The sequence below is a fragment of the Ligilactobacillus sp. JN-6 (Y).1 genome (genome assembly GCF_058111525.1).
The window spans coordinates 1,278,911-1,305,640 of the sequence record NZ_CM176599.1 but is presented as its reverse complement, the minus strand read 5'-3'; the positions used below and the strand labels follow the sequence as shown (position 1 = coordinate 1,305,640).

At 38.5% G+C, this 26,730-nt stretch carries 23 protein-coding genes; 5 read left to right on the top strand and 18 right to left on the bottom strand.

The genetic code is table 11. The annotated features are described in order from the left end of the window. Positions 1-76: 76 nt before the first annotated feature. Positions 77-1,711, bottom strand: a complete 1,635-nt coding sequence (locus AC3XNE_RS06065) for a peptide ABC transporter substrate-binding protein (RefSeq protein WP_489831218.1) — start codon at positions 1,709-1,711, stop codon at positions 77-79. Positions 1,712-2,413: 702 nt separating this feature from the next. On the opposite strand from AC3XNE_RS06065, the gene AC3XNE_RS06060 reads away from it, so the two are divergent. The 3 genes from AC3XNE_RS06060 (at position 2,414) to AC3XNE_RS06050 (ending at position 4,220) form a co-directional block, all read left to right on the top strand. Next, complete coding sequence (locus tag AC3XNE_RS06060; protein WP_489831217.1) at positions 2,414-2,692, top strand: hypothetical protein; 279 nt, start codon at positions 2,414-2,416, stop codon at positions 2,690-2,692. A gap of 192 nt (positions 2,693-2,884) precedes the next feature. Then, positions 2,885-3,529 carry a TetR/AcrR family transcriptional regulator gene (locus tag AC3XNE_RS06055; protein ID WP_489831216.1) on the top strand — a complete coding sequence of 215 codons (645 nt, stop codon included), beginning with the start codon at positions 2,885-2,887 and terminating at the stop codon, positions 3,527-3,529. Between the two features lie 142 nt (positions 3,530-3,671). Continuing rightward, a complete protein-coding gene (locus tag AC3XNE_RS06050; protein WP_489831215.1) occupies positions 3,672-4,220 on the top strand; it encodes a TetR/AcrR family transcriptional regulator in 549 nt (182 codons plus the stop codon). 67 nt (positions 4,221-4,287) lie between these two features. On the opposite strand, the gene AC3XNE_RS06045 is transcribed toward AC3XNE_RS06050, so the two are convergent. The 14 genes from AC3XNE_RS06045 to AC3XNE_RS05980 form a co-directional block, all read right to left on the bottom strand. Further along, positions 4,288-7,119 carry a hydrophobe/amphiphile efflux-3 (HAE3) family transporter gene (locus tag AC3XNE_RS06045; RefSeq protein WP_489831214.1) on the bottom strand — a complete coding sequence of 944 codons (2,832 nt, stop codon included), beginning with the start codon at positions 7,117-7,119 and terminating at the stop codon, positions 4,288-4,290. Between the two features lie 341 nt (positions 7,120-7,460). Next, positions 7,461-8,432, bottom strand: a complete 972-nt coding sequence (locus AC3XNE_RS06040) for a S66 family peptidase (RefSeq protein ID WP_489831213.1) — start codon at positions 8,430-8,432, stop codon at positions 7,461-7,463. 60 nt (positions 8,433-8,492) lie between these two features. Next, a complete protein-coding gene (locus AC3XNE_RS06035) occupies positions 8,493-12,242 on the bottom strand; it encodes a PHP domain-containing protein (RefSeq protein WP_489831212.1) in 3,750 nt (1,249 codons plus the stop codon). A 291-nt stretch (positions 12,243-12,533) separates the two neighbouring features. Further along, positions 12,534-13,040 carry a DUF4811 domain-containing protein gene (locus AC3XNE_RS06030; RefSeq protein WP_489831211.1) on the bottom strand — a complete coding sequence of 169 codons (507 nt, stop codon included), beginning with the start codon at positions 13,038-13,040 and terminating at the stop codon, positions 12,534-12,536. Continuing rightward, positions 13,041-14,501, bottom strand: coding sequence for an MDR family MFS transporter (locus AC3XNE_RS06025; protein WP_489831210.1), 1,461 nt, complete (start codon positions 14,499-14,501; stop codon positions 13,041-13,043). It lies immediately after the preceding gene. A 115-nt stretch (positions 14,502-14,616) separates the two neighbouring features. After that, positions 14,617-15,369: a CPBP family glutamic-type intramembrane protease gene (locus tag AC3XNE_RS06020; RefSeq protein WP_489831209.1), complete on the bottom strand. Its 753-nt coding sequence runs from the start codon at positions 15,367-15,369 to the stop codon at positions 14,617-14,619. 27 nt (positions 15,370-15,396) lie between these two features. Beyond that, entirely contained in the window at positions 15,397-15,891 is a 495-nt protein-coding gene (locus tag AC3XNE_RS06015; RefSeq protein WP_489831208.1) for a hypothetical protein, read from the bottom strand. 101 nt (positions 15,892-15,992) lie between these two features. Then, positions 15,993-16,274 (bottom strand): putative quinol monooxygenase, encoded by a 282-nt coding sequence (locus AC3XNE_RS06010; protein ID WP_489831207.1) that lies wholly within the window; start codon positions 16,272-16,274, stop codon positions 15,993-15,995. Between the two features lie 144 nt (positions 16,275-16,418). Then, positions 16,419-17,132, bottom strand: coding sequence for a demethylmenaquinone methyltransferase (locus AC3XNE_RS06005; protein WP_489831206.1), 714 nt, complete (start codon positions 17,130-17,132; stop codon positions 16,419-16,421). Between the two features lie 71 nt (positions 17,133-17,203). Continuing rightward, positions 17,204-18,025, bottom strand: a complete 822-nt coding sequence (locus tag AC3XNE_RS06000) for a TPM domain-containing protein (RefSeq protein WP_489831205.1) — start codon at positions 18,023-18,025, stop codon at positions 17,204-17,206. Positions 18,026-18,038: 13 nt separating this feature from the next. After that, positions 18,039-18,659 (bottom strand): LemA family protein, encoded by a 621-nt coding sequence (locus AC3XNE_RS05995; RefSeq protein ID WP_489831204.1) that lies wholly within the window; start codon positions 18,657-18,659, stop codon positions 18,039-18,041. A 272-nt stretch (positions 18,660-18,931) separates the two neighbouring features. Continuing rightward, on the bottom strand, positions 18,932-19,711 hold the full coding sequence (locus tag AC3XNE_RS05990; RefSeq protein WP_489831202.1) for a hypothetical protein: 780 nt from the start codon (positions 19,709-19,711) through the stop codon (positions 18,932-18,934). After that, positions 19,711-20,421, bottom strand: coding sequence for an ATP-binding cassette domain-containing protein (locus AC3XNE_RS05985; RefSeq protein ID WP_489831201.1), 711 nt, complete (start codon positions 20,419-20,421; stop codon positions 19,711-19,713). The genes AC3XNE_RS05990 and AC3XNE_RS05985 overlap by 1 nt, the downstream gene beginning before the upstream one ends. After that, entirely contained in the window at positions 20,384-20,788 is a 405-nt protein-coding gene (locus tag AC3XNE_RS05980; RefSeq protein ID WP_489831200.1) for a GntR family transcriptional regulator, read from the bottom strand. The genes AC3XNE_RS05985 and AC3XNE_RS05980 overlap by 38 nt, the downstream gene beginning before the upstream one ends. 671 nt (positions 20,789-21,459) lie before the next feature. Here AC3XNE_RS05980 and msrB point away from each other — a divergent pair. Continuing rightward, positions 21,460-21,900, top strand: a complete 441-nt coding sequence (gene msrB, locus AC3XNE_RS05975) for a peptide-methionine (R)-S-oxide reductase MsrB (RefSeq protein ID WP_489831199.1) — start codon at positions 21,460-21,462, stop codon at positions 21,898-21,900. A gap of 158 nt (positions 21,901-22,058) precedes the next feature. Here msrB and AC3XNE_RS05970 read toward each other — a convergent pair whose 3' ends face one another. The 3 genes from AC3XNE_RS05970 to AC3XNE_RS05960 form a co-directional block, all read right to left on the bottom strand. Further along, entirely contained in the window at positions 22,059-23,216 is a 1,158-nt protein-coding gene (locus tag AC3XNE_RS05970) for a CynX/NimT family MFS transporter (protein ID WP_489831198.1), read from the bottom strand. Positions 23,217-23,337: 121 nt separating this feature from the next. Beyond that, complete coding sequence (locus tag AC3XNE_RS05965; protein ID WP_489833378.1) at positions 23,338-23,907, bottom strand: SOS response-associated peptidase family protein; 570 nt, start codon at positions 23,905-23,907, stop codon at positions 23,338-23,340. A 36-nt stretch (positions 23,908-23,943) separates the two neighbouring features. After that, positions 23,944-24,702 carry a DeoR/GlpR family DNA-binding transcription regulator gene (locus AC3XNE_RS05960; RefSeq protein WP_489831197.1) on the bottom strand — a complete coding sequence of 253 codons (759 nt, stop codon included), beginning with the start codon at positions 24,700-24,702 and terminating at the stop codon, positions 23,944-23,946. A 274-nt stretch (positions 24,703-24,976) separates the two neighbouring features. Here AC3XNE_RS05960 and AC3XNE_RS05955 point away from each other — a divergent pair, with 274 nt between their 5' ends. Continuing rightward, on the top strand, positions 24,977-26,320 hold the full coding sequence (locus AC3XNE_RS05955) for a TrkH family potassium uptake protein (RefSeq protein WP_489831196.1): 1,344 nt from the start codon (positions 24,977-24,979) through the stop codon (positions 26,318-26,320). Positions 26,321-26,730 lie beyond the last annotated feature (410 nt).

The following is a 26,730-nucleotide window of genomic DNA, read 5'->3' as shown; positions in this document are numbered from 1 at the left end:
TAAATTCCCTCCAAAATGTTCTCTTTTTAAATAAGCATATCTTAACATAACAAATTGAAAGAAAGAACTGCCTGTTTTATTCGCTGATATAAGTGTATTTCCAGTTATTAGACACACCGGCAGTATTCATGATCAAACCTTTGACTTTCGGATCGATCATTGCAGGAGTTTTTTCCTGATAAAGTGGTGCTATAACTTGCTGCTCGCTTATTATTTTCGAAGCCTGAACCATATCATTCCAACGTTTGCCCTTATCCATCGAGTGGATCGTCATCGAATCTTTGATCAGCTTATCAAAAGCTGGATCTTTCCACCCACCAGTTTTCGTTGGATTATCTCCGGAAAAAATCTGTAAGAAAGTGATCGGATCGGCAAAATCAGCACCCCAATATTGTAAGACTAAATCATAATCACCAGCGGTCGAACGTGAAAGTCTAGTTTTAAAAGGTACACTCGTTGTCGAGATCTTCACTTTTCCGTCAAGATGCTCCTCGATCTGACTTTGGAGAAATTCAACATTTTTCTTATTTGCATCTGTATCATCTGTCAATAAGTTTAATTTTAACTCACTCTTACCGATCTCATTCAGCCCTTCTTTTAACAACCTTTTAGCCTTTGCTTTGTCATAAGTAACACCTGCAGTTGTTTGAGCGGCATCTGCAAAATCTTTTCCCTGGTAACTAGCTAACTTAGAACTGACGATTCCTTTAGAAACCATACCTGTATTCCCCAAAACTTTATTAACAAATTGTTTGCGGTCGATCGAATAAGAGATCGCTTGACGGATTTTTTTATTTTCCAGCCCGCTATGATTTTCTTTATTGAATCCTAAATAATATGTTGTGGCAGAAGGTAAGACACGATAGCCTTCCTTTTTGTTTAATGCTTTAGACTGCTCAGCACTTAATTCTGTCTCATCCAACTTATGAGATTGATAGAGGTTATAAGATGTCGTCGTGCTTTTATTGACCTTAAAATTGATCTGTGAAAGTTTGACGGCTTTTTTATCCCAATATGTTGGATTTTTGACCAATTTCCAGTTTAAATTTGTACCTGTCCAACCAGACATTTTGAATGGACCATTATAGACCATATATTTTGAAGCAGTACCATATTTGTTGCCATATTTTTGTACGGCATTTTCATTTTGTGGGAAAAATACGGGAAATCCCATCAAAAGTTTAAAATAAGGGATCTGTTTATCCAAAGTCACTTCAAGTTTGTATTTTCCTGTGGCTTTGATCCCAAGTGACTTAACAGGTTTCTTATCATTTGCAACATCCATTGCATTTTTGATCCCATCGAACAAATAGGCATAGCTGGAATTTGTTTTAGGATCAACCGTTCGTCGCCAACCATAAACAAAATCTTGGGCAGTTACAGTATCCCCATTACTCCACTTGGCCCCCTTTCTAAGTTGAAAAGTATATTTCAAACCATTATTTGAAACCTTGGACGATTTTGCCAATCCTGGAGTGATCTTCGACTTTTTCCCTAAGCGATAAAGACCATCCATACTATTATTCAACATGTCAAAACTTGATCCATCCGTAGCTAACGAAGGGTCAATGGTAGGCAATTCGGTTTTCTGGTTCCAATTTAAAACTTGCTTATCATCCTTGCCGTCCTTGCCATCTGACCCACAGGCTGCTAGCAAAGAACACAGACAAAGAGTTGTAACTGCAACAATTTTATGTTTAGAAAAATGCATATATAGGACCTCCTAAAAACAGAGCGGAGAAACTCGGGAGACAATGAGCATTATCGGACTTAGGCCTTATAGTGCGGTCTTGGCACTGTGAGGCCTAAGTTGGATAAGCGGAGTTGTCTGAGTTTCGCAGCTCGACTATAAAAACAGAGTGAAACAAGCCGGTTAAGCCTCGAGCATTATCGGAGCCTGACACTACAGCGCGTTTTTCGGCGGTGCAGTGCCTGGCGTGGATAAGCAGAAAGGCTTGGCTTGCGGAACTCGACTATAAAAACAGAGTGAAACAAGCCGGAAAAGTAATCAATATAATACTTATTTCTGTAGTTCAGTTTTGATCCTGCTGGCTCAACTGACGCAGACAAAATCAGCTAGTTTTTAAAGTCTTGAAGAACTAATTGGCTAAACCTTTACACCTTTCAGATCAATAAAATTAAAAACATCTTAGAATAATAATAACTTTATTATCTAAAATGTCACACGAATCATTTTTAATTTTAAGTGAACTACTTTCAATTTTAAACGTAAATTTACTAGGAAAGCTTTCATATCAACGATCGTTAAGTTTATTCCTGAAGTATTCTTCGCTCAAAAAGCACAATCGTTTGACAATTCAACGAGAGACGTTATAATAAAATTGTAGATAGATAGTAAGTTCTCACTATAATTCAACAAGCTAAAGTCGCCATTCCTAAGAAGGAAGTAATTATGTTATATACTTGGACATTTTGGATCTTAGCAGTCTGGTTCGTAGTAAACGTAATTTGGATGTGGTTTGTTCGTGACCAAGAAAACTATCAGAAAACCTTTGCCTGGATCAATGTGATTGCATTAATTTGGGGTTGGTGGGTATACTTCGGTGCAGCATCTGTCGCAGGGTTGACAGGCTGGCTGTTAGCAGTCAATATCGCAAACATCGTGGTAGCCATCCTTCAATTTTATTATGGTTACAGCACTAGTGGGTCGAACCATAATCAAACGGCATAATTGACCAGCCAGAAGTTCATGTGAACAACTAAATAGCCAAAAAGGAGTCTGCTACTATATGTTAAAGTAGGCTCCTTTTATTTGATTTAAAATGGTAAAATAAATTATTAGTTCTATAACTGCATTTTAAAAAAGAAACTTTTAAAACCAATTTGGTCAAATTTGACTATTTCATAAAAGAGGCGAGATAAAATGTTGACGAATCAAAATAATACTAATGTTAAAACAGATGTTAAAAAAAGTTTGACTAAAAAACAAGCCGCAGTAGTAGATGCAGCAATTGATCTTTTTGCTCAAAAAGGGTACGCCAACACCAGTACTGGAGAAATAGCCCGCCAAGCTGGAGTTTCGGAAGGCAGTATCTTCCGCCGTTTTCAAAATAAGGAGCACCTTTTACTGACAATTCTTGACCCATTAACGAGTACGATCCTTCCATCTGAAATAAATACTTTGACAAACAAAATGTTTCATTCGTCAGAACTTCAGCTTAGCGATTTTGTTACTTTGTTGATTGAAGATCGTTCCCAATTTATTAACGACAATTTGTCGATCTTTAAGATCTTTATTAGTGAAGCTTTATATACGCCAGTCGTTCGTGCAAAAATACTTCAAGCTCTTTCGCACCAAGACCTTATAAAATTTTTTAGTGTACTCGATGAGCTCAAAGCTAAAAATAGCATGGTCAATTGGCCTAATAGTGCTATTTTAAGTTTCATAGCTAGTAACTTAGCAGGTTTTGTACTAAATTATTTCGTGATTTTTCACAAAAACTGGGAAGATACTGAGCAGGCACGAAAACATTTGGTGGAATTTTTGATCAAGGGATTAACACCTTAATAACTATTTACCATTTAGTTTGAGGTAGTTTTTTATAGACTAGCGAATAATTATGCTCTATACTCATCTGTAGTCGTCTTATGCTTTCATCTCTATCGTATGGCATAGAATGCCCAATATTTGTACCACCAAGGAGTTACCCATGCTGTCACAAACACAAAAAAGGACCAGAAAAGAAATTATTCTTGCTCTTTTTGATCTGCTTGAATCTAAGAACTTCACTGAGATCACCGTTAATGAGATTTGTGATCAAGCACTGATCCATCGAAGCACCTTTTACCGTTACTTCAATGATAAATTTGATTTAGCCGAAAATCTGCTCGAGGAATTAGCTAACGATTTAAGTCGTGAGGCTAATAAAAAACAGCGCGATACTTTATCTGAGATCGATCGGTTTATGATCAGGAATTTAGACTTGATCCGACATCTGATCCCTAACCGCTATAGTAAATTTTTCCCTGAATTTACGCGGATCTTTGAAGATCTGATCACTTCTCGCTTAGAAGAAAAAAATCTGCAAAATGATATGATCATTAAAATCGTAAACGACTCCGATTATCCCGAATTAATGGTTTCTTTTATCACTAATTCTGTCATGGGCGTCCTCAGTCAAATGTTCGACGACCCGTCTAAACAAAACGTACAAAATGTTAAGGATTTTTTGTTTGCAACATTTAAAAAGTTAATTTGAATTTAACGTAGTAAAAGAGCCATGGATATTTTTCCATGGCTCTTTTGCATTATTAAGCTCGCAGCACTTATTTATCGGCTGTGTCTTTATTTTGTTTTTCTTCTTTGCGATTTCTGAGCAAATAGATAAATGCTGGTAAAATGGTCAAAGCACTGATCAAAGCATAAGCAGTATCAAGTACCGTGATCAATCCAAATTGCCGCAATATAGGAAAACTTGAGAACATGATCGCCGTGAAACCTCCAACAACTGTCAAACCAGAAACAGTGATCGCAGAACCAACAGATGAGACTGATTGCACGATAGACTTCCTGGTATTATGACTCTTTTCAAATTCTTCTCGGTATCTTTCTAATATCAAAATCGTAAATTCCGTCCCGATCCCAAGAACTAAAGCACTCAGTGTAATAGTTAATGGATTATACGGAGTACCTATTGCCCACAAAGTCAGTGGTGATATACCAAGTACGATCAATATCGGGACTATTGGATACAACGCAACACGCCAATTTCTGTAAATCAAGAATAAAATCAAGAAAATCACCGCTAAACCAACTAGTTCGATCAGTGTATGGTTAGCTGAGATATTATCAATAGCTACCAACATCATTGACTGAGCGCCAGCCGGAGCGATCTTCAAATGACTATTATCTTTCCTCAGTGTCTTAGTTATTTTGTTCATCATCGTCAACTGATCTGCCGAAGAAGTACCCTTTTTAACTTTAAATTGCATCGTAGCATAGTGGTGATCTCCACTGATCATGGTACTTGTTAAAGCAGATGGCAATAATTTGATCTGCTTATTGATATCCGCTTGACTAGCATCAAATTTACCGCCAGCTGTCTTATACTGAGTAGAGATGCTTTGGACATCAGTTACACCAGAATATTTATCATTAACTTTCTTACCTAACTTATTCAGCGTCTGCATATTTTCTTGTGAACGAACATCAGAATTACCTGCATCTACGAGATAGGTAATATAGGTAGTCGACCCAATATTATTTTGCAAAGACTTAGTGTTTTTCAAAACGGACATATCTTGTGGAATAAATTTAGTGATATCAGTTTCGACATCAATATTTTTCTCTACTGAAAATCCAAAAACTCCCAAAATTACGCCAACAGCCATAACGATCCCCGCATGACGCGTAACAAAGTTGGCATATCTTGCTAAAACTTTAGCCAACATACTTGGTTGTTTAAATTTAACATGCTGTTCTTTTTTAGTCTGATACTTTTTACGCTTGTCGGAGTCTAAAAGACTTAAACTTCCAAACATCAGACTAAACTCAACAATGTAACTACTGATAACACCCATAGCCAAAGTTAACCCAAATTGTTGCATCAACGGAGCTTTAGATAAGAAAAGTGTTAGAAAACTAAACGTCATTACAACTAAAGCCACACCAACTGCAGGACCCATTTTCTTGATCGACTCTTTAGCAGCCTCTTTTGCATTTTTGCGTTTTCTAAATTCTTCTTCGTAACGATTATGGAACTGGACCCCGAAATCAGTACCTAAGCCGATGATGATCGGTAAAGTTGCCATGGTGGCTAAAGTGATCGGTAAGTTGAACCAGCCCATCAAACCAAAGGTCCAAATCAAACTTGGTACAACAAACAGTAGTGCTAATAAACGACGACGAACCTGGAAAATTAAAGCCAAAACAATGACCATGATCACGATAGCAATTGCAAACATTGTCAACATACTATTCAAAACTTCCGTCCGGATCTGTCCTAGTATCCCGGGCTGTCCAGCCAACTTAACTTTGACACCAGGACCAAAATCAGCGTTTTTGATAATTTTATTGATATCATGGTTCAGCTGAACATCTGTATCCATATTAGAAGCTTTCTCACTTGTGTTGATCAAAACTAAGTTCATCTTGCCATTCTTAGGTAGCATTTGTTTCATTTGACCAGGGACCTTGCCATTATCACTCAAGAAAATATCATGTAATAATGCAGTCGACATATTTTGAACCTGAGGCAGCATAGGTACTACTGTTTTGACCATTGCCTGTTTTTGTTGCTCATTCAATGATCCCAAGGTATATTTCTGCAATTTTTCTTGTTGACGCTTATTTAATGCTCCTTGCACCATACCTTGCTGCTGTTGCGTCAAAATTGATTGAGTATATTTTTGAACCTGGACTTGTTGTTGGTGGTTCAAAAAACTTTGCATCATTTGTTGCAATTCTCCAGGATCAGCCACACCTGTTCGTTGTGCTTGAGCCATCTGTTGTTTCTGCTGATCGTTTAAAACGTTTTTGACAACGTAGTTTTGCTCCTGCTGCTTTTGATGCCCCGACAAACTGGACTGGATCTTACTTTGTAACTGTTTTTGCTGATCTCTACTCAATTGGCTAGATGCATATTTTTGCACCTGTTGTTTTTGTTGATCTGTCAGACTATTTTGGATCTGATTTTGTAACTTAGTTTTTTGTCTATCCGATAATGAATTCATCAAATCTTTTTGTAATTTTGAATCATTCATATTAAATTGACCAGACAAGTTGTCTGAATTACCCTTACCAGCGCTTGCTAACTCTTGATTTAAAACCGTCACCAGGTCGGTCGTTCCACGGACATTATCAACTTCCTCAATTTTTCTATCAAACTTATATAATTCTTGCATATTTTTATGCGACAAAATGTCAGATTGTTTACCAGACCGCATAACATAATATGAATCTCCGCCAAAATGATGCATATATTTATTAGAATCCTTGCTGATCGCAGAATTACTGCTAACGAACACATCATTGCCCATTTTCATCTTTAAGTTGGGTAAACCAAAGGCCAATATAACAGTCATCGCTAAAATTATTCCGATCCACCATTTAGCATGATCATGAACATTAGAACTTATTTTTCCAAATATCTTAGACATAACTCTTCTACTTCCTCCATTCTAAAATTTGTTCGACCAATTAAAGCACGCGCTTGAAATAAACCAATATTTAGAGCATGTATGCTTATATAATTGAAACGGTGCTTTCTATTATAATTATTCAGGAAAGAGAACATAGAGTTATTTTTATTTATTTGTTCCAAAATAAGACATATGTCTAAATTTTCTTATTTAGCAACCGTTCACACAATGAATACTTACTTCATTAGCGTTTTGTTCAACTTTTAACTTAGCAAAACAATAAAAAAAAACATGTCTCCCTTTTACTTATCGCAAGGAAAAACATGTTCTTTTACTGTATGTCTTATTTTATGTCTATCTTAAACAATCGTGATCGCTTTCTTGTCAGTATCCACTTTAACTTCTGCACCGATCGGTATGGTCATGATCGGTTGAGTATGACCAATATTCACATCATACAAAACTGGGATTTTTTTTAACTCTGGAAACTTATCCAAAATATAAAAAAGACGAGCTTGGGTCATCTCAGATTCTTTAGGAAATCTTCCTAAAGCTAAAGCACGTGGATGAGAAGCTACCTGAAGCAGTGACGCCAAATCACGCGAAAATTCGGTCCAATGACCTTCTTCCGAAAATTCAGCTAGTATTATTCGATCATCCAAAACTGGCTGATAAGCAGTACCTTGTAATAAATACAAAGTATTCAAGTTCCCGCCAACAGTTATTCCTTCAGTAATTCCTGAATTATAAATTTGCCACTCATTAGGACGATATTCGTGCTCAATAGAATCATCAAACCAAGCATCACTCGACCATGTTTCAGATGCCTGCAGTTCGATCCTACCACTATGAGTAAGGACTTGACGCCAATAGTTATCCTGATAAGCTCCTTGTTTTCCGCCCATTTTTAATGTAGCATATGCTGGACCATAATAAGTCACTAGACCTGTCTTAGCTGTGATCGCATTACAAAGCGCTGTAAAATCTGAAAAACCGCAAATAATTTTAGGATATTTGGCGATCAGATCATAATCAATGTATGGCAACAATTCGTTTGAAGTCTGCCCTCCAATCACGGAAAGGACCGCCTTAACATTATCGTCAGCAAATGCTTGGTGCAGGTCCGCAACGCGCGCTGTAATACTGGAGGAACCCTGTATATCCATCTCGTCAACATTATCTCCAAAGCTGACACGATAGCCCCAATTTTCTAATTTTTCTTTGGCAGCCAAATTAGCCTCCATGCCGCCAACTCTTTGCAAGGAATCACTCGGTGCCACTATTCTGATTTCATCACCCCGCTTTAATCTGGCTGGTTTAATAATATCCATGCTTACACCATCTTCCTATGATATCCCTTTGTAAATTCTTGCATATTTAACTTTCGTTCACTATTTTTCCTTGACCCGGGCTTTTTCACCATAGCCTTGGATCTTCATTAATGGAGCCTTATACTTACTTTTGGTTGCACTTGCATAATAGTCACCATTTCTTCTGTATCCAACTACCAACAGCTTGGACCCACGCTCAAACCAAGACGGACTCTCTTTTGTTCGTTTGTCATACTTCCGATAATTATATTTGCCTAACCGAACGTTAACGATCCCTGTCCTTGTCAAAAGAAAAATCATATTTTTACGCGGATCTTTATCTATCACAGTCCCTGCGATCACATTACGTTGATACTCAGGCCGCGGACTGCCCTTGCCACTCGCCCAACCAATAGTTTTTGGTTCATCACTTAATTGAGTAAAATCTACCGCATGATATAACTCCGGGATAGTAGTGTAGTCTAGCTCATGACGTTTAACATAAAATGATAAAGCCTCCATTTCCCATGAAGCATCATTTCCTAAGCAATTTTCCTTCCAAAACTCACGCATATTCTGTCGCGATTCTATTTCGGTTGCTTCCGTCGTTTTTAACCAAGCTTTTAAATCTTTGATCTGCTTGTTATACCACTTATCGAACTGTTTAACATCGATCTTCAATCTGCCATCGTTCATTTGCCAGCCATCAGTCGAATCGGCAGAATAATTTTTTGCATATTTATCGAAAAATTGTTGTTGCAACACTTCATTCATTGGCACCTTGTTTCTGCCAGTTATTTTATTGCGAAAGAATACCAGATCGACTTCTTCTTTATATTTTTCAGGAATATTTTCTGCAATTTTAGGAATCTGAACTGTCGTCAGCTTTTTCTTTTGCGGAGTGACTTTTCTGACTAACTCTTCCATGACCTTACGCCGATTTTCATTCAAGCTATCAAAGCAACCGGCTTTTATTAAAATTACGGTCTTTTTAGCGGTCATGTCTGTCTTCTTTAAAAATTCGTCAAGCGAACCGTAGGGTCTATTTTCAATGATGGTTTGGGTATCGTCTTTACCAATACCGACTATTGGGTAAAGTCCAAATAAAATCTTGCCATTTTCTCCATTTGGCAAGAATCCGTAATCTGAACGGTTGATATCAGGATTCATAACTGTCCCAGGTATTTGACCGATCGCACGACTGACCTTAGCGTAGTCTGCGCCTGTAAAGACATCACCATATATCCCACTATTAACAGACAGACAAGCCGTTTTCCAATAAACGGTCCCAAAACGATATGCAATGTTCATTTCGACCATCAATACCAAAGTATAGGTAGTCCCGTGGGCCAAATTAAAGCTGTAATATTTGGCCGGCTCTGCGCACGTATCCCACACATACTTCAATAAAGCCTCTGAGGTCCCTAGTTCATGACCTTTTGCATAAAAATGTTCCTTTTCTTGTTGGTAAAGTTCTTGGTTTTTCTTAGCTATTGATTTGCGCAAACGGTTGGCTTCTAACAAAGAAAAGCCTGTGATCTTCGGGTCCATCGTTAAAGCCATCAGTGTTTCTTGAGAATAACAAACCTCATAAAATTTCTGTAAGTGCCGTTTCATCAGGTCGCTCTCATCCGGCTGCAAACCGTATGCTTGCATGTCTGCGTCCCATTGAGAAATGTCATCACGGTAACGCAAATAACGGTCGAGCGGCTGTTCTCCTTCGGCAACTGTCAGGCGCATAAGTGCGTTAGCAGCAACAAGTTGATCAAAAGAACGAGCATTCATTTTTAATAAAGTTCTTCTTCCCGTTAAACTGCTAAATTCGAAGGCATTGATCACATCACCGTTAAACAACATGTCATACATCTCGGGAGCATCCATTTCTAACTTATCCACCGCAAAATATTTGTCATAGGTCGATTTCAGATCACCTTGCCATTCGATCTTATGATCACGTAACAATAACCGCATTGCTTCATGGATCCGGTCGAGAGCATTCAAAGTCAAGATATCATACTTCAATCCGCCTTGATAAGCGCTATCATCCGCATCATACTGCGTAATTTCTAACCCCGACTGCGTCTTCATCATGGCATTATGCTCTGTATAAGGTTCATTTGTGATCAGCACACCGGAAGCGTGTTGAGATATTCCTCGCACCGAACCTTCGATCTGCAACATTGTTTCCTTTAAATGAGGAACTTTTTCAATTGCCATAATGAAGTCCTGAGCTGGATGACGACCTTTTTCTTTATTGCCATATATGGCATCCTTGATCGGCCAAGCTACCATGCGTTCTTTTGGCAATAGATTTACGATATTGCGTGATTCACGCAGATCAACTCCTAATCCCCGACAAGCAGTCAGCACAGTAGAAGCTGGGGCTTGAGTATTAAAAGTACAGAAGTTCAAAACATGATCATTACCAAAGTAGTTTTTAAAAGCCTCAATAATATCGGCCCGTTTTGCTCCTTCAGTATCCGTGTCAACATCGGGGAGATCATTTGAACGTTCAGCAGATAAGAAACGCCAGTAAGGAAGTTCATATTTGATCGGGTCAACTTGAGTGATGTCGAGCAGATAAGCAGTATAAAAACATCCAACGGAGCCCCTACCCGGACCGACTAACGAGCCCGTATCCCACACGATTTGCAGCAAGCGACGCATGGTCAAGAAATATTGCGATAATGGCGCACCTAAATATTCACTGACTGCCTTAATAGCATTTAATTCTTCGTCGATCCTTCGTAAATGAACTTCGTCTCGCGGCTGATTTTTTGCCTGCAATGCATCCACTAACAAACGCAAAAAATACTGGTCAGCAGCATCATCAGAATCAGCAAAATATTTGATTGCCGGGTATTGCTCAACATTCACACCGAATTCATCAAGAGCAACAGTCTGAAAATCCGGTAGAAGAGTAGCTGGGATCTCTTGAGTATGTTTTAAACTGTATGTGTCTATCTCGGCCAACAACTCTAAGGAATTAGCAGTTCCAACATTGATCACATCTTCCGGCAAATACTTTTTTAAATCTTCTAATGAAAACAAATAAGCATACGAATAAAAATCTTTGACGTCACGTTCCCGATTTTCTGATTTCAAAAATGTTTCATGACTATTTTGATCACGCAGATCGACATAATGCGCATCTGTTGAGATCAAATACTTGATCTGCGTTTGTGTGGAAAGTTTGACCAAAGCCTGGTTAACGGTAATTTGTTCGGGTGTTTTAGCAGGCATGATCTCAAAATATAAGTTTTCCACTCCAAATAGATCACTAAGTCTTTTCACTAGTGCTTGAACCTGGCCTTTGCTCCCATTCAGGATAGTTTGAGATAGTTCCGAACCTAAGCAAGCCGTCGAGGCGATAATATCTCCACGATAATCGGGGAGATTGGCTTCTAACCAATCCCAATAGGTTGGCAAACGTCGCATTCCTTTTGCAAAAAAACTATCTTTCCACGCTTGGGTCGTTAGCCTTCTTAAAAATTGATATCCATGTTCATTTTTTGCAGTCAATAAAAAATGATAAAAAGGAACTGTTGCCTTATTCTCTCTAGCCTGATCAACCGCTTGCCGGTCGACCAAATAAATTTCATCGCCATAAGCTACCTTAAAATTACCTAATTTATCTTGATGTGCAGCTAAATATTTTTCCGCCTGAACGTGGCTGCTTAGAGACTGATGATCACTCAAAGAGATCCCCGCTAGCCCTTTGTCATGAGCAGCTTCAATAATTTCGCCCACTTCATTGATCGAATCTAAAAATCGGTTATTGGATCCCATTGCTGTATGATTATGGATCCCAAAATAAGTTCCTACCATCATATGTGCCCCTTTCACAGCTGTTACTACTAATATTGTACACTTTTTCACCTATTCTACGCGACCTAGACCCTCTAGACGATAGTATTTTATTTACAGCTACTACTTTGTTTGACCTGCTCTAGTATTTGCATTTGTCGGTGCTACTTTGGCGGACTTACTCCAGCATTTGCGATTAGAAATCGGCAAAAGTTACGATCGCAAACGCCATAGCGGTTAGAAGTACGTTCAAGGTAAACAAAAAAGAGACGAAAATTTCGTCTCTCTTTCAAATGAGCACTACATTACACATTTTTATTTACGTTGTAATATTTTCCAGTTTTCGTCAACTTGAAATGTAAAATGCTGTTCGATAAACTGATGATTTGGTTGTCCGCCGGCAAAAAAAAGCTTCGCGAAGTCATTTGTGTATACCCAATACTTTTTAACTACCTTTAATTTATTAGATGAGCTTCGTTTAACACGAACTTGGGTCGTCATTGGATCAGTTTTCTTTAATTTGGCAGGATCATTGTCACTTGTCCGATAGTAATATATTTTTTCTTTGCCATTCCCTAAATTTTTATAAAATAATTTCTTTGACTTGGAATTTTTACTACTCGACAACAAACTTTGTTCTTGCGATTCATCAACTTGCTTCATGCCAAAATGCTCTGTATCATTTAAAATCAATATTACCGATACTACAACTAATAAAATCACACTGCCTGCAACCCACAAATGTTTGACTAATCCACTTTGAATAAAAATCATAGAACAAGCAAACAACAAAACACTGATAAAAAGTAATGCGATCCCCATTTAAAGCGCCTCCTTATCAGATTTCAAGAAGAATGCCAGTATAAAACCGATCAAAGCAAAAGATGTAGAGATCACAAAAGCATATCTAAAGCCCACAATATTGGCTTGTAGTGACAACTTCTTAAATAAAATAGGTGTCTGTGCCATCATTGTATGTGCTGGTGAATTATTTAAAGTGACGTTTGACATCACTGAAACTAAAATAGCTGTCCCCATTGAGGCAAAGACCTGGCGGATCGTATTATTGACCACGGTCCCCGAACCGATCAGGTTAAGCGGCAAAGCATTGATACCCGTTGTCGTTGTTGGCATTGTGACCATCGATATCCCAAACATCCGCACCATATAAAACACTACCAAATATGAGACAGGTGTTTTATCAGTTACAGGGATAAAGGTGGCTGTTGTTACTGTCAATAAGAACATACCGGTGATCGCCATATTGCGGCCGCCCATTTGGTCAAAGATCCGGCCAGTAACAGGGTTCATCAGACCGATCACAATTGCACCAGGCAATAACGTTAAACCTGAAACTAAAGGCGACTCTCCTCTGATAGTTTGCAAATATAATGGCAAGATCAATGTAAAACCATTCATTGACATAAAAGCCACAGCTACTAAAATAACAGAAAGAGTATAATCTGAATGTTGGAAAACTTTAAACTCCAATAGTGGGTTCTTGATTTTTAGCGACCGCCAAACAAAGAAAGCCACAAAAATTGCCCCAATTATCAAAGTTACGTAAACCACTGGGTCACCCCAGCTGTAATTACCAACTGACGAGAAACCAAACAACATCGAACCGAAACCGATAACTGACATTAAAACGGAATTCCAATCAACTGGTGCCTTTTCAGTCGGCAAAACCTTTCTCAAAGTAAAATAGCCCATCACTAACACAATGATCGAGATCGGCATGATGGAAAGAAACAACATTCTCCAAGAATAATGCAGTAAAAGCCAGCCGGAAAAAGTTGGGCCAATCGCTGGTGCTAACCCGATCACTAATCCCGCCATGCCCATCGCAGATCCACGTTTATTTGGCGGATATATCGAGGCCATGATCGTTTGATAAACTGGAGCTGTGATACCTACTCCAGTAGCCTGAACTAAACGTCCAACTAAAATAACAGCAAACGACTGCGCGAAAAAACAAATGATCGTACCTGTTAAGAAAAGCGCAACTGCGGTCAAATATAACTTTCGTGAGTCGAAACGTTTAATAAAAAAACCAGTAATTGGCATGGTGATCCCCATGACCAGCATAAAACCAGTAGTTAACCACTGAACCGTGTTAGCAGAAATATTAAAAGACGCCATCAATGACGGAAACGCCGTTGTCAACATGGTAGAAGTTATAAAAGTACTAAATGTCCCGATCAACATCGTAAACACTAACGCCAGTCGGTTATAGGGCTTGCCATTTTGATCAAGGACGTGATTTGAATCACTCTGACCCATCAAAACACTCCTTATCTAAATAATTGTTTTTAAAATTCACACTTACGAAAAGTTAACAACTAACATTGTAACACAGGCCGCAAGTATCCTTGTAAGTCAAATCCATTTACGATTTTTAATTAAAGAATAATGTACCAGCAGCTATCGCATTCCAGCTCATATGGATCGCTATCGAACGTGCTAAACTTCCATGCAAATAATATTCACAAACAAGCACAAAAGATAAAATCCCATACGTTAAACTCGCCGTTATAGCAGCAACCATTCCATTCCAAGAAGGAGCCGCTATTACTCCATAAAGCTGTTGCCCCATATGCGCCAAAATAAATAATATCCAACTTAGGGCAGCCAATCTTTTACGATGACTTGTAGTTGGTTTAACTTGCTTAGTCTTAATTGGTCCTATCAACAAGAGGCGATATATAGTCTCCTCGCAAATTGGAGCTACGATAACTGCCAAAAACAAAGTAACAAACTTACTCATCGTATTTAGTTCAAGCATTCGGTTGATCCCTGCCTGATTTTGAGCCGTTTCAGGAACGATACCCAATAGCTGAAGGATAACTTGCAGTACCATATTTAACAATACTATCAATAACAATCCTGTACTGACTGAAGAAATCATATGCCCAATATGAACTAGGGCCTGATAGTGTGACGCCAGCTTTACCTTATGTTCTACATACCAAGCGTAGCTGCCAAAGAAAAATAATAGCATAGCAAAAACGACCACGACCTGTAATATCCCTTGCCAAGTACTATCGCCTTGTGCGGCGGGAAGTCCAACTAAATACTGTCCCCCAAAATAAATAATATGAAATAAAATAAACAAAAATAATACCTTATACCATCGTTTCCAATTCGTCATACCTACACCCCTTACTTGTATTCGAAATTAGTGCAAATAACGCCCGCAATGTGGACAAAAATTAAAGTCCTGATACGGTTGGGCAGGATAAGTTGGATGGCAGTATTCACAATTTTGCTGCTTTTTATGGTTCATATGGAATCTCTTTAATGTCAATTCATCTAAACCTTCAAACGGCAAACGAACAGGTTTTCTTCCAGGACTGTTACGTTTGATTTGGACGATTTGCACACTACTAGAGGCGTCGAGTGAATCTAAAGCCGCCTGATAGGTGTGTGCATTTTCCTGAGCTTCATCAAAGTCGACCACTTTGTCTTTGAGTTGGCCATTGATCAGGATCAAAAAACCAGCACCGTTAGGATCAATATCATCTCTTGTCATAACGATCGTCCCACTTGCTAGATGCTCATTGATCCCCTTGAGCATTTGTTGCGCTTTTTTTAAATTAGCTTTGGTTGCTTCAAAAACTCTTTTGACTTTGCCGTTACGAGTACTAACAATATAATAATCCGTTTTTTCCATACTATTTTCCTCCAGGAAATGTTTTACCAATTTTGTTGTCGTTCTTCAACATTTTGAAAAAGAAAAGACGTTTCAAAAATAGAAACGTCTCACACATCGATCTAATGGTCCAAAACAGTAACTGTTGGTTCGTCTTTAACGTAGTGTCCGATACCGCGCCAAAACTCTTTATAACTAGCACTATCTTTATGAGCTTGCAAAGCCTCGTCGTCAGCCCAATGCTCAATTATTTCATACTCATTACCAACGTCCATTTTTTTATAGTGGTCATAAGAAACATTACCACTCTCTTTGCGTGAACGAGCGACCATTTCCGAAATAAAATGTTCATAATATGGTTGCCAACCTGGTCTAACTGTGAATGATACGTTAACTATCTTCATTACATATTACCTCCCTGAATTTATGGAACATCAGCATTCAATTCTCATGCTTTCATATTTGATTATAACAAAAATATCTAACTTTTTAAAAAAGACATGTAATATTTTTTTGGCCAAAATCAGCTTCTCACTATAGGTTCTTGATCACCTCTTAAAACCAATATGCAATGCCGCTGCCCCAAAGAAAAACATCCTGTATGATGCTGGCTGTAAGCCAACTTCATTGAACAAGTGCAACAGTTGTCGTGCGGGCAAAAAATTCTTGCTGGTTTGTTGCAGATAATTGTAATCATCATAATGATCGGTAACCATCTTAGCCATTACAGGAACTATTTTAAAATACACCCCCCACAACTTGTGGATCGTCGGGTTTTCAGGCTGTGAAGTTTCCAGGCAAGCTACTACCCCTTCACGCCGAGTTACCCTCTGCATTTCTTGTAACACTTTTTTAGCATCAGGAACGTTGCGTAGACCAAATCCGATAGTAACACAACTAAAGATCTCATTATCAAACGGCAAATTCATTGCATCGCCCTGGACTAAAGTCACACGACTCTCCATACCAGCAGCCTCAATTTTTCTTTCCGCGATTTTTAGCATATCTACACTAAAATCCAACGCATAAACATGTCCACTCGTGCCAACGCTTTGAGCAAGATCTAAAGTCCAATCGCCAGTTCCGCAGCAAAGATCCAACACCACTGCTCCTGGCTGAACATGTAAGGTCTTCATTGTTTCTTGACGCCAACGTTTGTGCATACCCAAAGTGATCACGTTATTCATAGAATCATATTTATTTGAGATCCTATCAAATAGGTCTTCTACTTCTTTTTCGGGCGTTTGATTCGTTAAAACCACTGACTAACACTCCTCTAGTCTATTCTATCAATATTATAAGTGTACCACTTTCCGGAAACTATTATTCAAAGTTAGATCCCAGAACCACCACCGCTGGATGAACCACCGCCAAAACCGCCGCCAAAGCCACCGGATGATGAACCATGACCAAAAGAACCGCCACCGAAGCCCCCTATATAAAGGCCACGTCTGATAGCACGCCTTTTGCCACCGCCACCACGACCACCGCCAGAACCGCCGATCAGATAAATAAAAAAGCCGATAACTACTATGGCTATAATGGCATAACCAAACTTATCATCAGAGCTGCCTTGATCTTTTTGGTAATCTTTCGAACCAAATTGGTCTTTTAATTTGTAGTGTGCGTTTGTGACTTTGACGACTGCTTGAAATGTCTGTTGCAGGCCACGGTCAACTTCTGCTTGCTTTTTACTTTTCAGCAGTGACTTATTATCATTCAAAATGTCGGAAGTTTGTCCATCGGTCAGGTATGTTTCAGCACCCTCTCCAGTTGAAATAAAAACATTGTTTTTTCCTTTATTTTCAGCAAATAGTATCAGTACTCCATTATCCCGTTTAGCATTGCCAACATTCCACTTGTTCGTTAAATACATATCGTTGACATAATCATTTAATTCTTCACCTTGACTTGATCTGATCGTTACCAAAGCAACTTGTGGTTTAGGTTTTGTTGACTGGTAATAGTCTTCTTGCTTTAATACTAATTCCTTGGTTTTTTGTGATAATACGTCAGCTCGGTCAGTCAAAACTGCATGTTGTTCATCTGGCCGTATTTTTTGCGGGTCTTCAGCATGGATCTTGCTATTTTCCCAAAACACTCCTAAAATAACAGCCAAAAAAATCACAAGAATAAACTTATGTTTACCTTTCATACCTTACCTCTGCTTAATTATCGAAGTCGACTTTTGGAGCCTTCTGCGCGTTTTTATCTGCGCTAAAATATGACTTAGTCTTCATATTCTTCATGTTAGCTACCATCGACGAAGGAAAACGAACTACCTTATTATTATATGTTTTTATGGCTCCATTATACCTTCTCCGGGCTAAATTGATCCGGTTTTCTGAACCTTCTAATTGGTCCATTAGTCGCCTAACATTACCATTGGAGGTGAGTTTAGGATAGCGCTCATTGATCACATTGAGCAAATTTGCAGTAGTAGCCGAAAGTTGAGCACTGGCGTTTGCTTGATCTTTCGTGTTACCTGACTTTGCGGCACTGCTGTAATCTTTACGTGCTTGAGCAATATCTCCAAAAACTTTTCTTTCCTGACCCATTGAACCTTTAACACTGTTAACTAAATTAGGAACGAGGTCGTAACGTCGCTGAAGGGCACTTTGTAAGTCTCCTTGTTGTTGCTGATAATCCTGCTTAGCACTATTTAAGCTATTTGAATAATGAATATAGCTTCCACCAAATACAAGTAATAAGACCACCAGGATGATCGTTACGATCCAGCCCGTACCTAACCTTCTTTTTCCATTAACGGTTTTCCGTTCATTTCCCATCCTTATTCCTCCGTTTTTACTCAGATCACACATGACAAAAAATCCATTCGACTATCATGAAGATACACATCACTCTGCCAACACATGGCATTGATTTTCTACAGACCACGTCCATTTTTTATCGTGTATGCTTTTATAACAAGTTAATTTTACCCGAAAGTTCACAGCTTTGAAAGAAAAAAAGCAGCCACGGTCATTGCCAAGGCTGCTTACTGTTATTAAATCTCCCAAAAAAGCCATCATTCATTTCAGATAATGACTTTGTTTTAATTTTATTGTTTACTTTCAACTTGTTTATTGATTAATAAAACATTGAATATTGAGATCACAACTGCCAATAAGAACATTATCAAGGCCGTCCACATCGGGCCAGTATATACACTTGAAGAATATAGCATATATTGTAGATAGGCAAGTTGAGAAAGCCAACCTTGAAGTTTACCAAACATCCAAATTGCAATATAGATCAAGACGATATAAATTATAATTTTATATAATGTCTGATGGTTTGCCGGCAAGGCACGGGAAATTGCTGTAGTTAATAGGTGGATCAAACTGATCATAGCCCACCAAAACAAGATCCCTGCAAGTGAAACTAAAACCAGCGCCAATAAAAAGAGCCATAAACGAGACTCTACACCAGCAAAACTAGTTCTTAACATCATACTGATCTGTTTCATGTTGAACAAATAATAAATCAAGATAAAAATGAATTCAACTAGAGACACTAAGATAAAAGCAACTAATGAACTTAAAAAATTGCTTAAATACAGCTTAGTATCGCTGATCGGGATCAACCGGTATCTATTTGACGTATAAACCTTCTCACTTGTCCAAGTCAAAAAGATAAAAGCAAGCAAGGTCGCAAGTCCTGCCCATGTCATCGAATGTTGTAACAACAGAGAGCTCCATTGTTTAGAAAATAAATTCCCGTTGAAAACATCAGGAAGTAATGAAACCAGTATAGCCGCAAGATACAGCGCAATTATCCACCCAACAGTCTTGATCTTATCTGTGAGCAAAACTCTACTCATTTTTCTTAAGCTTGTCATTAGTCTGTACCTCCCTTTTCATATAAACCTTCGTAATAATCTTCTATACTATTCCCTTGTTCCCTGATCGTTTCTGCCTTCTCATGGGCAATCAATTTATCATCCTTAATGATCGCTATCTCGTCTAATAGACCAGAAATCTCTGAAATATAATGATCACTGATAACCATCATGGCTTCAGGCGATTTCCATTGGATCAAACTATTAACAATTTTCTTACGGGTCATACTGTCTATACCTTCAAATGGCTCGTCTAATAAATAAACGGACGCTTGGCGTGCTAACGTCAAACTAATAACTAGTTTTTCTTTCATCCCCTTGGATAATTCACCCAACTTTTGCTGGTCGCTGCCAAAATCCAAGAAATCGCTGAGTTCACGGTACTTATTATCACTAAAGTCCTGGTAGACTAACGAATAAAACTCAACAATGTCTTCAATCTTGGTTCCGTTAGAGAATCCTTCCAAAGAATCCGTGTAACTAACAAGTGCCTTGCGTTCAACTATACCCGCTTGACCTTTAATTTTGATCGTGCCTCTAGCACCCTTAGCAACTCCAGCAATACTGCGCATCAACGTAGTCTTACCAGCACCGTTTTCACCAAGTAGGCCAATTGTTGTCCCTTTTTCAATGTCTAAATTAATATTTGACAAAATCACTCGTTGGTTTCGCTTATAAGAGACATCTTTCAGTTCGATCGTGTTTTTCATCTTCACTTCTCCTTTTCTCCAGAAAATCATCCAAACATTCTTTGATCTCAGTATCACTGATATTTAAAGCATGTAGTTGTTTATACATTACCAGCAAGATCTTATTGATCATCTCTTGCCGAAGATCGTCAATAACAATTTGATCAGAAGTTACAAAATTACCCAATCCTCGTCGAGATTCAAGAATATTTTTATTGATCATCTCTCTTAAAGCTCTTTGTACTGTATTAGTATTGACCGAAAATTGCAGTGCTAACTGACGAACAGAAGGAACTTGCTGCCCCGATCGGAAATGTCCGCTAATAATTTCTTCAGCAATATACTGTTCAATTTGACGATAAATAGGTATATCATCAGTAAACTTCACCGGACACCCTCCTTTTTACAGTGAAATAAGTAGTTATAACTATAATTTTGCCTTAAAATACATTTAGCCTCGTTAAACAAAACTAAACCAATTAAAACTTACAACACTCATTTATTACACTAACATCGAATAAAACTAAACAGTGTACTACTACACTAGTACACACCTATATAAATGTCAACTGGTATATAGTTGCAGTACCTATAGGCAATATCTTTGCATTTTTTTTACGAATATATGATAATTCTACCTGAATCGATTGCGCACGATCGATCTTTGCTTTGCAAGAAAAGTGTGTACGTAGATAACTGTGATTTTAGTCAGTTTGCGTGTGGCAGAAGAGCTTGCTTCTCTCCGCTGTGTTCATAGTCGAGCTCCAGCAAGCAAGAAGTTCCGTCCACACTACAATGCTGAAGGACACATTATAGCGTGAAATTCAGCTAGTGCTCGCCTTCTGGACGTCATGATTATCTCTGTGTTTAGTCGAGCTGCGAAACTCTGACCACTCCGCTTATCCAACTTAGACCTCATAGTGCCAAGACCGCTCTATACGGTCTAAGTCCGATAATGCTCGTTGTCTCCCGAGTTTCTCCGCTCTGTGTTATTAGTCGAGCTTCACAAGCCAAGCCTTTCCGCTTGTTTACGCTCTGTGTTTAAAGGAGTGTTCATTTATGGAAACTAAAAATGATCTAAAAGCAAAATTAAGTAAGGAACAATATAATGTGACACAAAATGCCGCAACGGAAATGCCATTTTCTGGGAAATATGATGATTTTTATGAAGACGGTATCTATGTAGATGTTGTCAGTGGCGAGCCCCTATTTTCATCTCAAGACAAATACAATGCTGGTTGCGGCTGGCCTTCATTTACTCAAACCCTCGAAGAAAAGAATGTCTCTGAGAAAAATGACTTTTCACATTTTATGCATCGCACAGAAGTCCGCAGCAAAAAAGCTAATTCTCATTTAGGTCACGTTTTCCCAGATGGGCCAAGTGAAACGGGCGGTCTCCGTTATTGTATCAATTCGGCAGCCTTAAAATTTATCCCTGTTGCTGAACTAGATAAAGCAGGTTATGGCGAATATAAGAATTTATTCACCAATGATCAATAATAAAAAGTATAAAAAAGGCGTTTATTCTTAAAGTCGACTCAAAAACAACTTAAGATATAAACGTCTTTTTATATTACGACACCACTAAATTTAAAATGCCTTTTACTTAGTCAGGTCAAAATCAGACCCACTGACAGAACAACGACGTCCTCATCAGTCTAATCAAAGATCGTTCTACGATGATCGACTGCTAATCCAGCCAACATCAAAATAACTACCACTATTAGCAGAAGTATCAATGGAAGATCCCAAGAACCAGTTAATTGCTGCAAATAGCCTAAACCTACTGGACCAAACGCTGCCAAAATATATCCCACTGCCTGTGCCATTCCGGAGATCTCAGCTGTCTGTTCCGGTGTATCTGTTTTGATATTGAACAATGCCATCGCCAAACTAAAGGCCATGTTAGACGCCAATCCTAAAACGACTACAACTACAACCGTCAGTGAAACACTAGCTGTAGGAATCATTAACAACCCTAATCCGGCTAAGAATCCCACTGACATAGTCAAAATGATCCCACGCGTTCTTTTGAACCGATAAGCTAAGATCGGTACAAAATAGCTTGTAACCAGCGAAGCCAACTGCATTAGACCGAACAATTGGCTTGCCTGTCCGCGTGACATACCATGCGAGACCAAGATAGTCGGGACCCAGGTCAAAGTCGTATAAAATAACAAAGACTGTAACCCCATAAAAGCAGACATGTACCACGCCCCTCGTGCCTTCCAAACAGAATTACCCTTTTTTTTGCCAGTTTTTGCTTTATGAATATTCTTTAATGCCGGTAACCAAAAGATCATTCCTAAAACAGCCAAAATCGAGACGCTTTGCATCGCCTTTTGCCAACCGACCTGATCGGCTAAAGCCACACTTTGACCAGATGCCAGCGCACTAAATAACGTCATCGAAAAAGTATAAACACTAGTCATTACTCCCACACGTTGTGGGTATTTTTCAGCGATCGTTACGGGCATCAAAACATTCAAAATGGCGATCGATAAACCGATCAGTAACGTGCCTGCCAATAACGAAACTGTGGAAAAGACCCGCAAATAGTTCCCGATCGCTAATACCAAAACGGCAATAAACATAATCAGCTCATTACCAAACTTTTTGCCCAATTTTGGTACGAACGGTGAAAATAAGGCAAAACATAGTAACGGAATAGTGGTAATACTCCCCAACAAACCCGCTGGGACACCTAATGTCTGTTGAATATTACTTAACAGAGGTGATACCATCCCGATCGGTGTCCGCATACAACCTGCAAACAAAATGATCCCAATGATCAATAACTTTCCTTGTTTCTTCAAAAATTCTTACCTTCCTCTAGTTTAAACTTACAATATTGAAACACTAACATATGTAAAGAGATCAGCACCACTCTATACAGATAGTTATTGTCTAGAATGCGCCTCATGTATAATTTAAAAATCATTTCTCCCATTTTTTAGCGATTAATTGCGGCATTTTTTTTGTCAAAAAGTACTGCGCAAAATTTTGCCGATATATCCAGCGGTTGATTTGGTCTTTGGCTAGTATCAAGGGCATCCTATCATGGACTTCCTCCATTGATTTATTTGGCGCGGTAGTTAGTAATATACTGCGCTTCTCGTCCTTAAATTCTCCATAAAACCCAGCAATATATAAAGGCTGTGGAGTCTCATGATAATTAAACCAAACTTTATCCTTTTGCTTCGACCATTCAAAAAAACCAGTAGTTGGATATACGCAACGGTTGGCAGCAAAATGCTGAGAAAACATTGCTTTGTTTTGCACAGTTTCTGACCGAGCATTGATCAAAAGCTGTTTTGAGTCAAAGCCAGGAAACCCCCACTTCATTGAAACTACTTGGACTTGTTTTTGTCCCGCGACTATCAATGCTGTTTGGTCGCTAGGAAAAATTTCTCCCACCTTTGGTGAATAACCTGACTTTTGCGCCAAACGGTATATCCGATCGATTTCCGGACTAGTTTCTGGTTGAAACATGAAACGACCACACATCTTCTTGCCTCCAGTTATATTCCCCATCCCTGCTCATCAACGAGGGCGAATCTCTTCTAATTGGATCTTATTGTCCTGTAAAACTTTCTTGGCACTTGCTGGAATAGAATCGTCAGTAATAACCATGTTAGTTTGCTCGAAACCACTTAATTTTACCAAACTATATCTAGCAAACTTACTTGAATCACTCAATATTATCACTTTGTTTGCATTTTGTACCATAGCCTCTACAATATCGGCTCGCATGATATCACGACAAAAAAATCCTCGTTGTGGATCAAAGCCATCTATTCCCACAAAAAGTTTATCCACATGAAAGTTGGCCAAAACACTTTTGGCGAGCGGTCCGACTACAACTTCAGCTTCAGCTTGATACTTACCACCTAAAACAAAAACCGTGATATTAGAATAATCCGCAACATAATCTGCAATAAAATAAGAATTAGTGATCACAGTGACATGTCTTTTTTGTCTTCCTAATTCTTGAACCATCAAGGCACAAGTTGATCCCGATTCAACCATGATCGTTTCTTGCTCACCTACTAAGCTTGCAGCAGCCTGTGCAATTTGTTGTTTAACGTCATAGTTTTGAGCCAAACGATAGTTCAATTTAGTAGGGTCGTTAATGATCGCGTAGCCATGTTTTCTGACAAGCAAGCCTTTTTTTTCTAAATCAGACAGATCTTTACGTATCGTTACCTTTGAAACATTTAGCATATCGCTTAAATCATTGACAGCAATTTTTTGCTTCTGATTAACGATCTCTAACAATTTATCACTACGTTTTGTTGACATGTTTAACCCCCCAATATTATTAGTTTACCACACAATATAAAGGCCAAAAACACTAACTAAATCACCGTCTGTCACGATCCTTTAAAACAACAGCTAACCTTTTCATTTTAATAGTCAAACAATTTGTTTGCCAAATTAGTTAACTTATCTCGTACTATGTCATAATAACTTTTGCGCCACTTTTATGCATCATATTATTCTTTGTTGCTCCATTTATTTCAAAACAGCCGATAAAAGTGTATAATCAAATCGAATTAGTAAGGGAGGGTTTTTCTTGTTTACTTTTGCCAACCGTCACTTCTCTTTGTCCAGTACTTTGACAATTGGTTTCGTGACGGTCATTTTAATTGGAGCTTTACTATTGACCTTGCCGGTCGCAACGGTACACGGGATCAAATCATCCTTTATAACTGCATTATTTACATCAACAAGTGCAACATGTGTGACCGGATTAACTTTAGTAGAGACCGGCACATACTGGTCGTTTTTTGGGCAATTTGTGATCATGATGCTTAGTGAGATCGGTGGTTTAGGTTTCATGACTTTCATGGTCTTGATGTTTACTTCCGCTAGGAGAAAATTACGTTTATCAACACAATTATTAGCACAAGAATCTTTAAATCTGCAACATCTATCGCAAATTAAATTGGTTAGAATGATCGTTAGCCTCTCTTTGGGGATCCAAAGTGTGGGGGCACTGTTGTTATTCTTTGATCTGTATCCAAAATACGGCCTATTAAAGGGAATATGGTATAGTCTTTTTCACTCAGTATCTGCTTTTTGTAACGCTGGATTTTCACTATTTGGCAATAGTATTGCTACATTTAAAGATAACACTTATATTCTAATTGTCCTTGGAATATTGATCTTGTGCGGATCTGTCGGTTTTTTAGTATGGCGTGACCTGCTAACATATCATAAACGCCATCATCTTTCACTGCATACAAAATTGTCTGTCAGAACTGGTCTTGTCATTTCAGCCGGCAGTGTTTTTCTTTATGCTTTAACTGAAGATGGTTTCAGTAATATCTCAGCAAATACATCGGTCTTTCACAAAATAATTAACATTATTTTTATGGCGATCACACCTCGGACAGCAGGCTTAGTAACTTTCGACTACACGCATCTTTCAATGGCTGGAATATTTTTAACCATGCTTTTGATGTTTATCGGTGGCACACCTGGTTCAACTGCCGGCGGTGTTAAAAGCACTACGATCGGTCTATTAGCAGTCCAAACCTGGGCTACTTTACGCGGCCACCACGATGTAAATTTCAGCAATCGTCGTTTTCCCAGAGAAAATATCTATCGCGCACTAACTTTAATAATTGTCGCCTTCCTGATAGTCTCGCTTGCGACCTTTGTTTTGTGTATGACCCAACCGCTAGCCGAAAAAATGGGGATGGAGTATATTATTTTCGAAGTGCTAGCCGCATTTGGAACGACCGGGATCAGTTTAGGTCTAACTGTTCATTTGACCTTATTTGGTAAGATCGTGATCATGCTAATGATGTTCATTGGAAGAGTTGGTATTTTTAACGTTATGTATGCTGTACTGAACGCAAAAAATGATCAAAGTAACATTCGTTACCCAGAGGAGAGTGTACTCATTGGATAAATTCAAAAGTACGATAATAGTAAGCTCTCTAAGTATTGATATAACAGCATTCTTAAAAATACGAGTTTAATTTTGACTAACTTTTGACTAACAAAAAATAAATAGCTGGTTGGCAAGTGATCGCTATTCTTAATTGAATGGCGTTTTTTGTTTGTCTCAATCTACTTAATTTACATACCCTTACAACCGAATTTCGCTATCGTTCTAAACGACAGCGAATACACTACCTGCTTAATTTGCACACCCTTACAACCGAAAACGCAAATCTGCGTTCTCAAGATTTCACATACTGCCTACTTAATTTACATACCCTTACAACCTGGATAAATGATGAACCGGTGCAACATTTAATATACTACCTACTGAATTTACATACCCTTACAACCACCAGCGCAGATTTGCGCTCGTCA

Excerpts from the sequence above, each read along its gene's own strand:
- AC3XNE_RS06010 (WP_489831207.1), bottom strand. The coding sequence starts at position 16,274 with ATGAAGATAGTTAACGTATCATTCACAGTTAGACCAGGTTGGCAACCA.
- AC3XNE_RS06065 (WP_489831218.1), bottom strand. The coding sequence starts at position 1,711 with ATGCATTTTTCTAAACATAAAATTGTTGCAGTTACAACTCTTTGTCTG.
- AC3XNE_RS06030 (WP_489831211.1), bottom strand. The coding sequence starts at position 13,040 with ATGGGGATCGCATTACTTTTTATCAGTGTTTTGTTGTTTGCTTGTTCT.
- AC3XNE_RS05985 (WP_489831201.1), bottom strand. The coding sequence starts at position 20,421 with ATGAAAAACACGATCGAACTGAAAGATGTCTCTTATAAGCGAAACCAA.
- AC3XNE_RS06050 (WP_489831215.1), top strand. The coding sequence starts at position 3,672 with ATGCTGTCACAAACACAAAAAAGGACCAGAAAAGAAATTATTCTTGCT.
- AC3XNE_RS05990 (WP_489831202.1), bottom strand. The coding sequence starts at position 19,711 with ATGACAAGCTTAAGAAAAATGAGTAGAGTTTTGCTCACAGATAAGATC.
- AC3XNE_RS06015 (WP_489831208.1), bottom strand. The coding sequence starts at position 15,891 with ATGGAAAAAACGGATTATTATATTGTTAGTACTCGTAACGGCAAAGTC.
- AC3XNE_RS06060 (WP_489831217.1), top strand. The coding sequence starts at position 2,414 with ATGTTATATACTTGGACATTTTGGATCTTAGCAGTCTGGTTCGTAGTA.
- AC3XNE_RS06025 (WP_489831210.1), bottom strand. The coding sequence starts at position 14,501 with ATGGGTCAGAGTGATTCAAATCACGTCCTTGATCAAAATGGCAAGCCC.
- AC3XNE_RS05995 (WP_489831204.1), bottom strand. The coding sequence starts at position 18,659 with ATGGGAAATGAACGGAAAACCGTTAATGGAAAAAGAAGGTTAGGTACG.
- AC3XNE_RS05965 (WP_489833378.1), bottom strand. The coding sequence starts at position 23,907 with ATGTGTGGTCGTTTCATGTTTCAACCAGAAACTAGTCCGGAAATCGAT.
- msrB (WP_489831199.1), top strand. The coding sequence starts at position 21,460 with ATGGAAACTAAAAATGATCTAAAAGCAAAATTAAGTAAGGAACAATAT.
- AC3XNE_RS06035 (WP_489831212.1), bottom strand. The coding sequence starts at position 12,242 with ATGATGGTAGGAACTTATTTTGGGATCCATAATCATACAGCAATGGGA.
- AC3XNE_RS05960 (WP_489831197.1), bottom strand. The coding sequence starts at position 24,702 with ATGTCAACAAAACGTAGTGATAAATTGTTAGAGATCGTTAATCAGAAG.
- AC3XNE_RS06045 (WP_489831214.1), bottom strand. The coding sequence starts at position 7,119 with ATGTCTAAGATATTTGGAAAAATAAGTTCTAATGTTCATGATCATGCT.
- AC3XNE_RS06055 (WP_489831216.1), top strand. The coding sequence starts at position 2,885 with ATGTTGACGAATCAAAATAATACTAATGTTAAAACAGATGTTAAAAAA.
- AC3XNE_RS06020 (WP_489831209.1), bottom strand. The coding sequence starts at position 15,369 with ATGACGAATTGGAAACGATGGTATAAGGTATTATTTTTGTTTATTTTA.
- AC3XNE_RS06000 (WP_489831205.1), bottom strand. The coding sequence starts at position 18,025 with ATGAAAGGTAAACATAAGTTTATTCTTGTGATTTTTTTGGCTGTTATT.
- AC3XNE_RS06040 (WP_489831213.1), bottom strand. The coding sequence starts at position 8,432 with ATGGATATTATTAAACCAGCCAGATTAAAGCGGGGTGATGAAATCAGA.